We start from the raw sequence: 14,709 nt of genomic DNA, 5'->3' as shown, positions 1-14,709 counted from the left end.
GCCGCTCTACAAGCGGCCCTTTAATACTTACCTACCTTATACGCTCTTATCAGCCTTTATAACGTGCGTATTCATCGACTGCACCTTAATCTCTTTTTGGATGCGGTCGTTGGTTTGTACCGAATGGTTCAAGTGTGGTGCTATTACTAATGAAACGATCGACATCAGTTTGATAAGGATGTTCATAGACGGACCCGATGTATCTTTAAACGGATCTCCCACGGTATCGCCGGTAACAGATGCTTTGTGCGGTTCTGATTTTTTGTAATAGATCTCTCCGTTTATCTCGCACCCTTTTTCAAATGATTTTTTGGCATTATCCCATGCCCCGCCTGCATTGCTTTGGAAGATTCCCATCAACACGCCGGAAACGGTTACGCCTGCCAGCAAGCCGCCCAATACTTCCGGGCCAAAGGCAAAACCAATAACTAACGGAGTTATGAGCGCAATCAAGCCCGGGGCAACCATTTCACGGATAGATGCTTTGGTTGATATCTCTACGCACTTTTCGTACTCGGGCCTTGCCTTGTATTCCATAATGCCCGGAATTTCGCGAAACTGCCTCCTTACTTCCTCTACCATCGCCATAGCCGCACGGCCCACTGCCGAAATACACAGCGCCGAGAATATAAAGGGAATCATGCCGCCCACAAATAACCCGGCAAGCACATTGGCTTTATAAATATCGATATGCTCTATACCAGCCACGCCAACAAAAGCGGCAAACAAGGCAAGCGATGTTAAAGCCGCCGATGCAATGGCAAAACCCTTGCCTGTAGCAGCAGTAGTATTACCTACGGCATCCAAATTATCTGTACGTCCGCGCACTTCCTCGGGCAAACGGCTCATTTCGGCAATTCCACCCGCGTTATCAGCAATCGGGCCGAAAGCGTCGATGGCTAATTGCATAGCAGTAGTAGCCATCATACCTGCAGCCGCGATGGCCACCCCATATAAACCTGCAAAAAAGTATGAGCCGTAAATGCCTGCCGCCAATACCAGAATTGGTAACACGGTTGATTCCATACCCACGGCTAAACCACCAATAATATTTGTAGCATGCCCGGTTGACGACTGCTTAATAATACTTAACACAGGACGTTTACCCATGGCGGTATAGTACTCAGTAATTATCGACATGAGCGTCCCTACAACCAGCCCGACAACAATAGACATGAACACGCCTGTTTTGGTAAATACCAAAGCCCCTTGTTTTACGGCTCCGGCCGCATCCAGGTCGCGCGTCAAAAACATGTTTCCTTCCGGCAGCATCCACATCACAACAAAATAAGTGGCTATACCGGTTAACACTATCGAGGCCCAGTTACCTAAGTTAAGGGCGCTTTGCACGCTGTCGCTTTCCTTAGATATCTTAACTAATGAAGCTCCCACTATCGAAAATATCAGTCCCAAACCCGCTATAACCATTGGCAGCAATACCGGGGCTATGCCGCCAAATGCATCTTTAGATACAATTTCACGACCTAATACCATTGTGGCAAGCATAGTAGCTACGTATGATCCAAATAAATCGGCACCCATACCGGCAACGTCGCCTACGTTGTCGCCTACGTTATCGGCAACTGTTGCAGGGTTACGTACATCATCTTCGGGTATGCCTGCTTCAACCTTGCCTACAAGGTCGGCACCTACGTCGGCAGCTTTGGTATAAATACCGCCACCAACGCGGGCAAACAAAGCGATAGATTCTGCACCCAAAGAAAAGCCCGCTAAAACTTCAAGCGCCTTTTCCATGGCATGCCCATTTACGCTGCCGCCCGTTTTCACAACAAACAGCTGGTAAAAAACGATGAACAATGACCCCAAACCTAAAACGGCTAAACCCGCAACACCAAGGCCCATAACCGTACCACCGGTAAATGATACTTTAAGTGCCTGCGCCAAACTTGTTTTAGCCGCCTGGGTGGTACGCAAATTAGCCTTGGTTGCGATACGCATACCTATATAACCTGCAAAGGCCGACAGGAATGCACCTATCAAAAACGATACGGCAATAATCGGGCTTGATGTTTCTACAGTTGTGCCCGAGTAGGCCAATAGCAACCCGGCAATCACAACAAAGTAGCTCAAAATCTTCCACTCGGCACGCAAAAACGCCATTGCCCCATCTGCAATGTAGCCCGCAAGCTGGTTCATAGATTCGTCGCCGGTTGGCTGTTTGGTTACCCAGGCCGACTTTACAGCCATCACGAGTAACCCTACCAGCCCAAAAACGGGAATAAGGTAAATCAGGTAATTGTTCAAAATTTCCATAATAATTTAGTTTATAATAAGCTGGTTTTGTTGATACTAAGGACGATCAACTATAATTGGTAATGCAAAATAGTAAATTAATTATTGACAATAGCGTGTCAAATAATAAAGTTTTTGAATATGTTTAAGTTTTAAAAAGCACATTTAATGGCAAACGACAATTCCTCATCAAACATGAAACATGAGCTGAGCCTGCTCGACGGCACCATGCTGGTGGCCGGCTCAATGATAGGCTCGGGTATTTTCATAGTAAGTGCCGACATTATTCGCAATGTGGGGTCGGCCGGGTGGCTCATTGCCGTGTGGCTTATAACAGGCTTCATGACGCTGACTGCAGCCTTAAGCTATGGCGAGCTAAGTGCCATGTTCCCAAAAGCGGGCGGGCAATATATTTACCTTAAAGAGTCGTACAACAAACTGGTAGCGTTTTTATACGGCTGGAGCTTTTTTGCTGTGATACAAACCGGTACCATAGCTGCAGTAGGTGTGGCTTTTTCAAAGTTTACGGCATACCTTATACCTGCTGTAAGCGATGAAAATATTTTGTTCAATATAGGTTCGCTTAAGATCAATGCTGCTCAGATCGTATCTATCGTATTAATTTTCTTTTTAACCTATATCAACACCAAAGGGGTTAAAGGCGGCAAGCTTATACAAACCACGTTTACAATGACCAAATTATTAAGCTTGTTCGGCTTGATAATTTTCGGCTTTATAGCCTTTAAAGCAGATGTATGGAACGCCAACTGGGCTGATGCCTGGCACATGCATAAATTAAACACCGATGGCACTGCTGCCACCGGCGACTACATCATCAACGCTGCACTTGGCGCTATCGCTATTGCTATGGTAGGATCAATATTTAGCAGTGACGCCTGGAACAGCGTAACTTTTGTAGCCGGCGAAATGAAAAACCCTAAACGAGATGTGGCACTCAGCATGATGTTCGGTACGCTGATAGTTACTGTAATATATGTTTTGGCTAACGTTGTTTATACCGCAGTGTTACCGCTAAACGAAATTGCCACTGCAGAGAAAGATCGCGTTGCTGTAACTGCATCAACGGTAATATTTGGCAACATCGGCACCATGATCATCGCTGTAATGATTATGATATCAACCTTTGGTTGCAACAACGGCCTCATTCTTTCGGGCGCGAGGGTTTATTATACCATGGCCAAAGATGGGGTATTTTTCAAGAAAACTGCCGAGCTTAACAAAAACTCTGTGCCTGAATTTGGCTTGTGGATACAGGCCGTGGTAGCATCGTTACTTTGCCTGAGCGGCAAGTACGGCGATTTGCTGGATATGATATCTTTTGTTGTTGTAGTATTTTACGTACTTACAATTGCCGGTGTATTTATATTACGTGCTAAGCGCCCCGATGCCGAACGCCCGTACAAAGCACTGGGTTACCCGCTTATACCGGCCATCTATATTTTAATGGGGGTTGCTTTTTGCATTTTATTATGCGTTTACAAAAGCGATTACGTGAAATACGGTTTGATTATTGTACTTACAGGCATACCTATTTACTTTATATCACAACGCAACGTAAAAACGCAACAGATTGAATAAGTACAATGGCCGATTTTAATAATTATGGCTACTCACAAACTATGGGGCCGCTATTGCGGGCCGAAGTTGAGCGGCAGCTGTTATTTGATTTGGAAAACTATTATAAATTTGAAGGACCGCTTCGGTTCGATTGGTCGGAAAGTTGTATTGAAGGCAAACATGCCAACTACCTTGATGGCAGCCTTGATAATTATTCCGGCATATCAATCTTAAACGAAAAAATGGAGTTGGTGGCCGATGGGTGGATGGACTTTATTTTGACTGACAAACTTATTATTTACTGGGAATTTATTGATTTATATACTGGTAACGTTTCCGTTAAAGGGAAAGACGAACCGGGTATCCCTACCCATATCTGGAACCGCCTGACAACGCAAGAGCAGGCACGCTTAAAACAACAACGACTTGAATACTATCAGTAAAATAGGCTGTATTGCCGTCATTAGCATTTCTTCTTTTTTCCAGCAAGCTGTTGCGCAAACGCTTCAGCAAAAACTGCAAGTAGCTTTTACGCGCTTCCAGCAGGATAGCCAGTGCAAGTACGCATCAGTTTCGCTTACGGTGCTTGATGCCAAAACCGGCGAACAGGTATTTGCCGCCAACCCAAATGTTGGTCTTGCACCAGGCTCTACGCTTAAAACAGTTACCAGCATTACGGCATTTAACATTTTAGGCAAGGATTTTAAGCACCAAACCCAACTTGGCTATACGGGCACCATAACCGCCGGCACTTTGAACGGCGATGTTATCATAAAAGGCAGCGGCGACCCTACCCTTGGTAGCTGGCGCTACGCATCAACAAAAGAGAACGTTATTTTAAATACAATGGTCGATGCTTTGAAAAAAGCAGGTATCAAAAAAATAAACGGGCGCATAATTGGCGATAACGGAATTTTCAACACACAAGCCATCCCCGATGGTTGGATTTGGCAGGACCTTGGTACTTATTACGGCGCGGGCATTGCCGGCCTTTGTTGGCGCGAAAACCAGTTTGATATAGCCTTGCGTACAGGTACAGTTGGCACGCCAGTTGGCGTTGCCGGTACTATACCCGAAACCAACTACCTGCAATACAAAAGCGAGCTGATAAACGGAGCAGCAAAAACCGGCGATCAGGCATACCCTTACCTGCCAGCCTTTAACAGTAAAGTGATGTACCTGCGCGGTACTTACGCTGTAGACCAAACAAAGAAACGTATAGCAGCTTCCATACCCGACCCTGCTTATGACGCGGCCCTGCGCCTGCATGATACCCTTAACCACCTGGGTATAACCGTGAGCGGCGAGCCACAATCATCCGTGCAATTGGCAGAGAAAAACCAGGCAGTACCACAGGCAACCGCTACGTTGACCGCTATACAATCGCCCGAGTTGAGCAAGATAGTTTACTGGCTCAACCAAAAAAGCGTAAACCTTTATGCAGAACAGTTACTAATAACCGTTGCAAATAAAATGGGCAAAGCACCATCAACGGCCAACGGGCGCGATGTAATGCAGGCATTTTGGGAACAAAAAGGCATTGATAAACGATCATTAAACGTTTATGACGGGAGTGGGCTATCGCCGCAAGACAGGGTAACAACCTTAAGCGTGGCGCGTATTTTACAGTCGGCAAAGACAGCCGACTGGTTCAATGATTTTTACGAGAGCCTGCCAATTTATAACGATATGAAAATGAAGAGCGGCAGCATAAACGGCGTACAGGCTTATGCAGGCTTCCAAACGCACGATGGCCGGCAACTGTGCTTCTCCATCATGGTGAATAACTACAATGGGCCAGGCAGCGGCATAAGGGCCAAGATTTTTAAAGTGCTGGACGAATTAAAATAAGACACCGGGTGGTAGCGCGGGGTTTTATTAAACTTTAAACCTAAAGGGCAGTCCAACACACAAGGTTTTACTCAGGCAGATATTCAAAATAACTTGATATGCTAAAAAGGGCATTTTTAATAATACTATTATCCTCGTCGGTTATGCTGGCTAAGGCGCAATCGGAAGAGCAAGTCTATAACCGCTATCTCGATTTTAACCTGGCCCGGCTAGAGAGCCGCAGGGATAGTGCGTTTATAATTGGCGAAGAGGTGTTACCTAATGCTGCTAAATTAGCTGACAAGGCACGCACAAATTTCTACTTTTCGATGGGAAGTCTTTACGAAAACGACAGCCAGAGCGCAAAGGCGCTGCCCTTGTATGAAAAAGTAGCCGCCGCCGCCCCTAACTATTATGTGGTACACCGCGCGTTAGGTTACATTTACAATAAACAGGCAGATGATATTGCCGACAAACTGAACGCTGCACGCGCTAACGCTGCGGAATACAAACGACTTAAAACAATTTACACGGCTACTGTCAAAAAAGCCCTGCCCCACCTTGAGAAAGCCCAGGCCTGCGACCCCAGCCCAGAGACGCTTACGCTGATAAAAATGCTTTACAAAAACATAAACGACGAGCAGGCAAACGCCACGCTTAGCACACGCCTCAAAGCATTATCTGCCAATTGTATCGACCTGCTTGACGATAAATAACCTAAAAGGTCAATGCTTTGCTCTGCTGAGGGAAGATAAGATTAACGCCTATTGCGTTGTTTGCTTTAAGCTGCCCCTTGATCTTGTTGATGCTGCTTGCCGGCGGTTTAAGGTGGGTGACTACCACGTTTAAGCCTTTTAATGATCCTGACATTTTACTTAGCTCGCCCATCTCGGCCATTAACCACTTGGGCGTTAAATGCCCAAACAAGGTTTTGTCGGGCTGCTCGTTCGGGAAGGAAACCTCTATCATTATTGCCTTAAGTTTTTTTGAGCGTATAAGCGGGGCAACCGCTTCCCAAAGCTGGTGAAGTTTATCACTTTTTTCGATGGCATCAGGACCAACATCGCCCAGGTAAAGCAAGTAGTTTTCGCCGCTGCGTACCAAAAATGCTGTGCTGGTTAAATTTGCGTGGGCAAGCGGAAAAGCACGAACGGCAAGTTCGGTATTTTCTATAGCAACCTCATTACCGGGATCAACTACTTTGTAATGATACTTCTTCAAAGCAGGGGCCTCACCTTCATCGGCAAAATTGGCCCAGCTTTGCCAGGTAAAATACTTTGTTTTTAGGGTTTCGATGGTGCTACCCAGGGCGTAGATATTCTTAGTGGTATCATCGGGCGCGTTAATTACCATCCCGGCTAAATGGTCAAGGTGCCCGTGCGAAATCAAATAGGCCTTGATATTCTGCTTCAGTACCTGCTCTGCATTTTTATTAAAGACTTTGTTAGCAACGGCTCTTTCTATCCCGTAACGCAAGGTGCCTGCGTCAAGGCATATATAACTATTTGACCCAACAGGCGCCAGCATGTATGACGAAAGATTGCTTTCATCACCTCCGCCTAAAACGCCCAATGGCACTAATCTGAAAGCAGGCTTAGCAGTTTGCGCGAAGCAATTAATTGCAAGAGCGCACAAGCAAATGAGTATTGAATAACGCAGTGATACCATGATGCAAAAGTAACTATCGTGTTTCAACCAAGTAGGTGTTATACACAATAGCAGCAAAATATTTAATTTGCGCCCGTAATGAAAGCAAGCCAGATAGCCGCAAAATCAGCCGTACGTATATTTTTGATTTTACTTGTTGTTGCCATGATACCTTTTTTGAAAGGCGACGCTGCACAACTACAACATATTTACCTGGCGCCTAAAAACCCCTGGGTGCTGGCTTTCCCTATTTTGCTTATACTATGCTTTATAACGCTGCTTGTAATCTGCGCAAAAAATAAGTATAAGTACGCCGATCTTAATTGGATTTTAACGCTCAATACCATCATCCTGATTATTTATGGGGTGATGGTGTCGATACGCATTTACCAATTAACAAAGTAGTTCCCTTATTCGGTCTTCATTTTTTCCTGGGCCTTCTTCTTATATTCATAGTCGCCGCCAAGCAGGTATCCCCATGGCTGCAGGCCTTCCACTCTATCGAAAATTATCTTGAATATGGCAATGATCGGGATAGATAAAAACATACCTGATAGGCCCCAAAGCATTTCGCCAAGGATGATTCCTATAAATGTGATCAATGCGTTAAGCCTAACTTTTGAACCTACAACAGCAGGCAGCAACAAGTTGGCATCTACAGCATGTATCCCTATTACGCTTATGGCAACTGTTATGGTATCGCTTATAGTGCCGGTAGCAAAGGTGATAAGCGTGCTCAACAGCAAAGCGGTAAATATACCTAGGTAAGGAATGATGTTAAACAGGCCAACTATTATACCCAGCAATGCCGCATATTTAATACCGATCATAAAAAAGACGGCTATGGCAACACCTGCAACTATAACCATCTCCAGCAATAAACCAAATATATACTGACGCAGAATCTTTTGTATGTTCTGTACGATGTCCATCACTACATAATCGTTGTCGCCCTGGAATACTGCAATAAGAAAACGTAGCAGCAATCGCCTGTAAAACAGTATGAAGAACGTAAAGATCATTATAAACACATAGAACAAAAGCAGTGATGACACGGCGCTAAAGGTAGTACCCAGCACCGCAGTACCCGATGCTACAATTTTACGCCCTGTACTTTCAACATACACCATTTGTTTATTGGTGGCGATGTGGAAGGTATCCTGCACCCAAAGCTGTAAACTGGTTAGTGATTGATCTATCTGGCTCTTCAGCATCGGCCAGTCGTTTGACAGTTTCGAGATCTGCGCCCCTACCAAGTACATGATACCTACCACGAAACCCAGCATCAACAGTATGGCCAAAAACGACGACATGCTGCGCGGCATACGGCATTTGCGCTCCAGAAAATCCGATACAGGCAAAAGCAGCACTGCAAACAGAAACCCAAATATCAGTGGATCAACCAAATCCTTAGCCAGGATTATGAGGTAACCTAAAAGGCAAAAGCCAATTAGTATAAGGGCTAAACGTTCGTAAAAAGGGGCAATTATTTTTTTCGGAATCATACAAGCAGGGGTAAATTTTATTGCTCAACACGCACAGCATTTTTATGTTTGGTTGCGAGCCACAAATATGTATTAATAAACATAACAGGAGAGCGATTTACAGATATAGCACCGCTTTTGTATATTTGCGGCACCCAATAACTAAAATTTACTAAAGTGATAGTATAAGCGGCCTGTTAGCCATATAGCTCTTGCATCTTTATTTGATAAAGACACAGGCCTGTGTTTTTAACTTGTTTTATACTTACTTTATAAATTTAGTTTTTATGCTTAACGGCCCAAACCCTGGCGCGCTTCACCCTATTGCGCCGCATACCAATCTGGTATTTTTAAAAAATCAAATCACTAACCCCAATATCATCGTCGGCGATTATACTTATTACGCTGACTTTACCGATGCGTCAAATTTTGAGCAGAAGAACGTGCTTTATCATTTCGATTTTATAGGCGACAAACTTATCATCGGTAACTTTTGCGCCATCGCAGCTGATGTGAAGTTTATGATGAATGGAGCTAATCACGAAACCGGCCCTTTGTCCACATTCCCTTTTGCTGCATTTGGCAACGGCTGGGAAAAGATAACTGAGGGCAAAAACCTGATTGAAAAGTTCCCTAACAAAGGCGATACAGTTATCGGCAACGATGTTGGATTGGTTACGATGCCCTGATTATGCCGGGCGTGAAAGTTGGTGATGGTGCCGTCATCGCAGCCCGCAGCGTGGTTACCAAAGACGTGCCCGCTTACACCATAGTAGGCGGCAATCCCGCAAAGGAAATTCGTAAGAGATATACTGACAGCCAGATCGAGCGCCTGCAAAAAATTGCCTGGTGGAACTGGAGCGCTGAAAAGATCACAGCGCATCTTGCGCTTATCAACGGTGTAGATTTCGATGCACTGGAACGTATTGCCCTTTAAAAACTGGCAGAAGCTTTGCTATGTTTAAGTATCAATAATACAGGAAACCATGGCAAAGTATTCAGAAAAAGCAAGCGAAAAAGTTGGCGAGGTTTTGCACGAGATGAAAGAGGGCAAGTTGAAAAGCAGCAGCGGCAAAAAAGTTACAAGCCGCAAACAAGCCATTGCCATAGGCCTTTCAGAAGCCCGCGAAGAAGGTGCCAAAGTACCGAAGAAGAAATAAACTAGAGGCTTCCTACTGAGGAGGCTTTTAGTTTAAGATTTTTTAGAATATTATATTAATTTGAAAATATATACGTTCCCGCATCAGCACATTCTTTAAACGTAAACAGTTATAGTAAACGTTATTTCATAAATCATTTCTGTCCCATTTCACAAAATGTTTGAATGCAACCCCTCGTAGAGGACGTATTATAACATTTCACAAACTACTTATTTAACTAATCTTGTGAGTAAGTACATAAGAAGAGACGAGTTTAAAATCGTATATGCATAAAATATGTATGTGCCTCTCTTTCTTTCAGAATCAGTTATTGCAACACAATCGATTTCCTGTTTTGGCAAGTAGATGGCAAAAAGCTTAAAAACCACAAGCAACAAAGCTATAGTAACAGCAATTGATACAGATTTATCAATTGTAATTTCGAGCCCTTCAATTTTAAGCAGGGTCATTACTTGCATTACATGAAAATAAATATTAGTCGCTATTATCAACTGCACGCGAAAATATGGAGTACCTTCCGGCCGCCGAGCCTTGATGCTTAAGTATAAAGCCGTAAAAATCTTTTTCATTAAGTTATAAACTCATCCGGGAGATACCCTTACCTTTCACCAGTTCCCAATAATAAATGACGCAACTTCAAGTATCTAAGCAATCGGACCTTTTTCGTGCCTAAAATCAACGTACTTATGTGTGAGTTTTGAAACAAAAGCGTTGAGCCGGTTTGCAACCGCAGCAGGTTAGTCATTTTTACTTCCCAGTAAATGCATCCATTATCTGCATTAGTACAACTGCTTCGTGTATAGTGCAGGGATTGGGGCCCTCGTCTTTAAAAAAGGAAACAATTTTTTCGATCATGGGCTGTTGTATGTGCTCAGGGTGTACAAAATCTGTGGTTTGTTCGCCCTGTGCGTTTTTGACTTTTACCCATGTACCAAAAAAAGGGAAAGTAATACGCCCTTCAGTGCCGATGATCTCGCAGGTGTCGGTAGTTTCACTTTGGGCTACGTTGAAGCACCAGGATCCATTAACGATGATGTTATTCTTAAAAACGATAGTCCCGCAAACATGATCGTCGGCCGGGCTGGTGTTGGCCTGGTTTAAACTATAGCCACTGTAGCTGGCTGGTTCGCCAAAATAATACAACATCAGGTCGAGCTGGTGCGGGGCAAGGTCATGGAAGTAGCCTCCTCCCGATAAAGCAGGATCCAGCCGCCAGTTGGTTTCTGTAGCAGCTATCAGTTTTGGCTCACGCTTTTGCCACATACGTATTTGCACAGTGCGCACCTTCCCAATAGCATTATCAGCAAGCAATTGCTTAACGTGTAAAAACATAGGTAACGCCCTGCGATAGTGGGCAACGGTAAGTTTTGCACCGCTTTTGGTAACTGCATCAGCCATTTTAAGTGCCTCGGTAGCGTTGCGGGTTACCGGTTTTTCAACATAAACGTTGAGGCCTTTTTCAATTGCCCTTAAAGCGTAGTCCAGGTGGCTCGCCGGTGGTGTTGCAATCGAGACTGAATTTACTGCAGGGTTGTCCATCAGCTCATCTGCATTGCTGTACCAGTGCTCAACATTATGACGGCGGGCATAGTCGGCGGCCTTTTCTGCATCGCGGCGCATTACAGCTACAAGGCGGCTACCAGCAACCTTGTTAAATGCCTGCCCGCTTTTTTTTTCGGTTACGTTACCGCACCCGATGATACCCCAGTTAATTGTGTTCATATTTAAGGCGTAGGGTTATGCCAGCAATGCCAGCAATTCATCATCGCTGATGATCGGAATATTCAGTTTAGTAGCCTTCTCCAGTTTAGAAGGTCCCATATTTTCGCCTGCTACCAGGTACGTTAATTTGGCTGATATACTGCTTAAAATTTTACCACCGTTTTGTTCAATAATATCCTTCAACTCATCGCGCGAGAATTTCTCGAACGTACCGGATATAATAAAATTCTGACCGGCAAATTTATCGCTTGCCAGGTTAACCTCCTTTTCCTGGGCAACAAACTGCAGGCCTGCGGCTTTTAATTTTTCAATCTCTGCCTTGTGCTGCGGATCGTTAAAGTATTCTGTAATACTTTGGGCTATACGTGCCCCAATTTCTTCGGCGGCAGTCAGTTCTTCTTCGGTGGCGGCCATCAGCCTGTCTATCGTTTTAAAGTGCGCAACCAGCTTTTGGGCCACAGTTGCACCAACATAGCGAATACCTAATCCAAATAACACTTTTTCAAACGGTTGCTGCTTGGATTTTTCAATCCCATCCAACATGTTATTGATGGATTTTTCACCAAAACGCCCTATCTGCTTCAGTTCTTCGGCACGCTCGTGCAAAGTGTACAGGTCGCTGATATGGTTAATAAGCTTCAGGTTATAAAACGTAAGGATAGTTTCATCGCCAAGGCCGTCAATATTCATGGCTTTGCGGCCTATGTAATGTTGTATTTTCCCGACGATCTGTGGCGGACAACCTTCGTCATTTGGGCAGTACCAGGCAGCTTCGCCTTCCGTACGCAGTAATTCGGTATGGCAGGCCGGGCAATGCGTTATATATTTAATAGGTTTCGCATCCGGCTGGCGCTTATCCAGGTTTACACTGATGATCTTAGGAATGATCTCGCCGCCCTTTTCAACAAACACCGTATCATGCTCATGCAGTTTAAGGCGCTCGGTAATCTCGTCGGCGTTGTGCAGCGTGGCACGTTTTACCGTGGTACCGGCCAGTAGTACCGGTTTTAAATTTGCAACCGGCGTAACAGCACCTGTACGGCCAACCTGGTAGGTTACGGCAAGCAATTCTGTTTCTACACGTTCGGCTTTAAATTTATATGATATTGCCCAGCGCGGTGATTTGGCCGTAAAACCCAACTCCTGCTGCTGCGAATAGTTATTAACCTTTATAACAATCCCGTCTATATCATAGCTCAGGTTAAAGCGCTCCTTATCCCAGTGGTTTATAAAATCGAGCACGCCTGCAATATCACTGCAAAGCCTGCTATGGTCATCAACATGAAAGCCCCATTTTTTTACAGCCTCAAGGCTTTCCCAATGGGTTTTAAACAAGGTTTTTTCGGTATACAATCCATACAAAAAGCAATCCAGCGGGCGGCGTGCCACTTCGGCCGAGTCTTGTAGCTTCATGGTGCCCGATGCAAAGTTGCGGGGGTTGGCATAAGGCAGTTCGCCGTTATCTACGCGTTCCTTGTTGAGGCGCTCAAAGGCTTTTACGTGCATAAAAACTTCGCCTCGAATCTCAAACAAATCAGGGTAGTTGCCTGATGGCAGTTTCTTCGGTATGCTATGAATAGTACGCACATTGGTGGTTACATCGTCGCCCTGGGTACCATCGCCACGGGTAACAGCACGGGCCAGTTTACCATTCTCATAGGTAAGGCTCATGGATAGGCCGTCAAACTTTAACTCGCATACATACTCAAAATTATCACCAATTGCTTTGCGTACACGCTGGTCAAAATCTACCAGTTCCTGCTCGTTATAGGTATTGCCTAACGACAGCATCGGCCATCGGTGCTTAACAGTCACAAACTCCTTTGTAACCTCCCCGCCGACCTTTTGCGTGGGCGAATCTGGGTCGGCAAACTCAGGGTATTGCTTCTCGAGCGCATCCAGCTCTTTTAATTTCTTATCGAAATCAAAATCGGCAATGGTAGGCATGGCCAACACATAGTAGTTGTAATTGTGCTGTTTAAGTTCGGCAGTAAGGGCCGCTATATGGTCTTTAGCTTGGTTAGGCGACATGATAGCGAAGATAGTTTTTTTAGCATATGGTTCATAGATCATTGTTTATGGTATGCCCAACTCACACCTTCAGCAACGCGCATTATAATAATGGCTTGTTCATACTAAGCAACTATCAACCATGATCTATTAACCATGAGCCAACTAATACTTTAAAACAGCAACTACCGGATAATGGTCTGACGGGGTTTTGCCGCCGCCGTATGTATTGGTAAGGATGCCATAGCGTTGTACTTTAAACTGTGGACTCACAAAAATATGATCGATGCGGTTACTGCCTTTGGTTGTCGAGTCAAAGCCGTTAAAGGTATCGGCCGGAGCCAGTTTAACGGGCGACAGCACATAACTATCTTTAAGCACGCCCGAGTTATTTATGACCGCATAGCTATCTGAAGATTGATCGACATTGAAATCGCCGGTTAGGATAGCCCGTGTTTTACCTGCCATAGCCTTTAGTTTTGCCAATACAAGTTTGGCACTTTCCCTGCGGGCTATTACGCCAATATGATCCATATGGAGGTTGAAGAAGTAAAAGGTAAAGCCCGTTTTTGCTTCCTTAAACTGCACCCAGGTGCAAAGGCGCGGCAATGCCGCATCCCAGCCTTTGTTGGGCTTTTCGGTATCTGTAGACATCCAAAAGTTGCCCCCTTTTATTACCTTAAACCTGTCCGACTTGTAATAAATAGCAGAAAATTCGCCGCCATGCTTACCGTCATCGCGGCCAACACCATACCATTTATAACCCGGCAGGCTATCGGCAAGGTTGGTTAGCTGATGGTATTTGGCTTCCTGTGTACCAAAAATATCAAGATCTTGAAATTGAATTAATTTGGCTATTTCCGGGAAGCGCTGCCCCCATCCGTTGCCTGCAGTCGAATCACCGCGGTTGGCATTGCGCAGGTTGTAGGTTGCAATATTTAATTGCTGTGCATAACTCAAGGTATGCGCAACAACCGAAATAAACAGAATAAAAAATAGCTTTTTCATATAGATAGATGTTTGAA

General features: G+C 44.7%; 13 protein-coding genes and 1 pseudogene. 7 read left to right on the top strand and 7 right to left on the bottom strand.

Going from position 1 to position 14,709, the window contains the following annotated elements; genetic code table 11:
- Window positions 1–36: 36 nt before the first annotated feature.
- On the bottom strand, window positions 37–2,274 hold the full coding sequence (locus FPZ43_RS10295; protein ID WP_146381826.1) for a sodium-translocating pyrophosphatase: 2,238 nt from the start codon (window positions 2,272–2,274) through the stop codon (window positions 37–39).
- Between the two features lie 147 nt (window positions 2,275–2,421).
- Here FPZ43_RS10295 and FPZ43_RS10290 point away from each other — a divergent pair, with 147 nt between their 5' ends.
- The 4 genes from FPZ43_RS10290 (at window position 2,422) to FPZ43_RS10275 (ending at window position 6,377) form a co-directional block, all read left to right on the top strand.
- Complete coding sequence (locus FPZ43_RS10290; RefSeq protein WP_146381825.1) at window positions 2,422–3,852, top strand: APC family permease; 1,431 nt, start codon at window positions 2,422–2,424, stop codon at window positions 3,850–3,852.
- A gap of 5 nt (window positions 3,853–3,857) precedes the next feature.
- Window positions 3,858–4,274 (top strand): hypothetical protein, encoded by a 417-nt coding sequence (locus FPZ43_RS10285; RefSeq protein WP_146381824.1) that lies wholly within the window; start codon window positions 3,858–3,860, stop codon window positions 4,272–4,274.
- Window positions 4,258–5,682 (top strand): D-alanyl-D-alanine carboxypeptidase/D-alanyl-D-alanine endopeptidase, encoded by a 1,425-nt coding sequence (gene dacB / locus FPZ43_RS10280; protein WP_261381046.1) that lies wholly within the window; start codon window positions 4,258–4,260, stop codon window positions 5,680–5,682. The genes FPZ43_RS10285 and dacB overlap by 17 nt, the downstream gene beginning before the upstream one ends.
- A gap of 98 nt (window positions 5,683–5,780) precedes the next feature.
- Window positions 5,781–6,377, top strand: a complete 597-nt coding sequence (locus FPZ43_RS10275; protein ID WP_146381823.1) for a hypothetical protein — start codon at window positions 5,781–5,783, stop codon at window positions 6,375–6,377.
- Window position 6,378: 1 nt separating this feature from the next.
- Here the strand turns inward: FPZ43_RS10275 and FPZ43_RS10270 are convergent, their stop codons facing one another.
- Window positions 6,379–7,329 (bottom strand): MBL fold metallo-hydrolase, encoded by a 951-nt coding sequence (locus tag FPZ43_RS10270; RefSeq protein WP_146381822.1) that lies wholly within the window; start codon window positions 7,327–7,329, stop codon window positions 6,379–6,381.
- A gap of 78 nt (window positions 7,330–7,407) precedes the next feature.
- Between FPZ43_RS10270 and FPZ43_RS10265 the strand changes: the two genes are divergently transcribed.
- Complete coding sequence (locus FPZ43_RS10265; protein WP_146381821.1) at window positions 7,408–7,713, top strand: hypothetical protein; 306 nt, start codon at window positions 7,408–7,410, stop codon at window positions 7,711–7,713.
- Window positions 7,714–7,718: 5 nt separating this feature from the next.
- On the opposite strand, the gene FPZ43_RS10260 is transcribed toward FPZ43_RS10265, so the two are convergent.
- The gene (locus tag FPZ43_RS10260; protein WP_146381820.1) at window positions 7,719–8,813 is read right to left on the bottom strand and encodes an AI-2E family transporter; all 1,095 of its coding nucleotides are present in this window, start codon (window positions 8,811–8,813) and stop codon (window positions 7,719–7,721) included.
- Window positions 8,814–9,079: 266 nt separating this feature from the next.
- Here FPZ43_RS10260 and FPZ43_RS19705 point away from each other — a divergent pair.
- Together FPZ43_RS19705 and FPZ43_RS19280 are read left to right on the top strand one after the other, a co-directional pair.
- Window positions 9,080–9,729, top strand: a pseudogene (locus FPZ43_RS19705) (CatB-related O-acetyltransferase).
- A gap of 49 nt (window positions 9,730–9,778) precedes the next feature.
- Window positions 9,779–9,952, top strand: coding sequence for a DUF6496 domain-containing protein (locus FPZ43_RS19280; protein ID WP_186461810.1), 174 nt, complete (start codon window positions 9,779–9,781; stop codon window positions 9,950–9,952).
- A gap of 209 nt (window positions 9,953–10,161) precedes the next feature.
- Here the strand turns inward: FPZ43_RS19280 and FPZ43_RS10245 are convergent, their stop codons facing one another.
- From FPZ43_RS10245 to FPZ43_RS10230, 4 genes are all read right to left on the bottom strand, one after another.
- Window positions 10,162–10,521 carry a hypothetical protein gene (locus FPZ43_RS10245; protein WP_146381817.1) on the bottom strand — a complete coding sequence of 120 codons (360 nt, stop codon included), beginning with the start codon at window positions 10,519–10,521 and terminating at the stop codon, window positions 10,162–10,164.
- A 178-nt stretch (window positions 10,522–10,699) separates the two neighbouring features.
- Entirely contained in the window at window positions 10,700–11,674 is a 975-nt protein-coding gene (locus FPZ43_RS10240) for a Gfo/Idh/MocA family protein (protein WP_146381816.1), read from the bottom strand.
- 15 nt (window positions 11,675–11,689) lie between these two features.
- Entirely contained in the window at window positions 11,690–13,705 is a 2,016-nt protein-coding gene (gene ligA / locus FPZ43_RS10235) for an NAD-dependent DNA ligase LigA (RefSeq protein ID WP_146381977.1), read from the bottom strand.
- A 144-nt stretch (window positions 13,706–13,849) separates the two neighbouring features.
- Complete coding sequence (locus FPZ43_RS10230; protein WP_146381815.1) at window positions 13,850–14,692, bottom strand: endonuclease/exonuclease/phosphatase family protein; 843 nt, start codon at window positions 14,690–14,692, stop codon at window positions 13,850–13,852.
- Window positions 14,693–14,709 lie beyond the last annotated feature (17 nt).

Origin of the sequence: Mucilaginibacter pallidiroseus (assembly GCF_007846085.1) — a bacterium.
Taxonomy (GTDB): Bacteria; Bacteroidota; Bacteroidia; order Sphingobacteriales; family Sphingobacteriaceae; genus Mucilaginibacter; species Mucilaginibacter pallidiroseus.
The sequence above is the reverse complement of the archived record's forward strand: the minus strand, read 5'-3'. Positions and strand labels throughout refer to the sequence as shown.

Coding starts and splice junctions, on each gene's coding strand:
- FPZ43_RS10270 (WP_146381822.1), bottom strand. CDS start 7,329: ATGGTATCACTGCGTTATTCAATACTCATTTGCTTGTGCGCTCTTGCA.
- ligA (WP_146381977.1), bottom strand. CDS start 13,705: ATGTCGCCTAACCAAGCTAAAGACCATATAGCGGCCCTTACTGCCGAA.
- FPZ43_RS10245 (WP_146381817.1), bottom strand. CDS start 10,521: ATGAAAAAGATTTTTACGGCTTTATACTTAAGCATCAAGGCTCGGCGG.
- FPZ43_RS10240 (WP_146381816.1), bottom strand. CDS start 11,674: ATGAACACAATTAACTGGGGTATCATCGGGTGCGGTAACGTAACCGAA.
- FPZ43_RS10290 (WP_146381825.1), top strand. CDS start 2,422: ATGGCAAACGACAATTCCTCATCAAACATGAAACATGAGCTGAGCCTG.
- FPZ43_RS10295 (WP_146381826.1), bottom strand. CDS start 2,274: ATGGAAATTTTGAACAATTACCTGATTTACCTTATTCCCGTTTTTGGG.
- FPZ43_RS10265 (WP_146381821.1), top strand. CDS start 7,408: ATGAAAGCAAGCCAGATAGCCGCAAAATCAGCCGTACGTATATTTTTG.
- FPZ43_RS10260 (WP_146381820.1), bottom strand. CDS start 8,813: ATGATTCCGAAAAAAATAATTGCCCCTTTTTACGAACGTTTAGCCCTT.
- FPZ43_RS10230 (WP_146381815.1), bottom strand. CDS start 14,692: ATGAAAAAGCTATTTTTTATTCTGTTTATTTCGGTTGTTGCGCATACC.
- FPZ43_RS10285 (WP_146381824.1), top strand. CDS start 3,858: ATGGCCGATTTTAATAATTATGGCTACTCACAAACTATGGGGCCGCTA.
- FPZ43_RS19280 (WP_186461810.1), top strand. CDS start 9,779: ATGGCAAAGTATTCAGAAAAAGCAAGCGAAAAAGTTGGCGAGGTTTTG.
- FPZ43_RS10275 (WP_146381823.1), top strand. CDS start 5,781: ATGCTAAAAAGGGCATTTTTAATAATACTATTATCCTCGTCGGTTATG.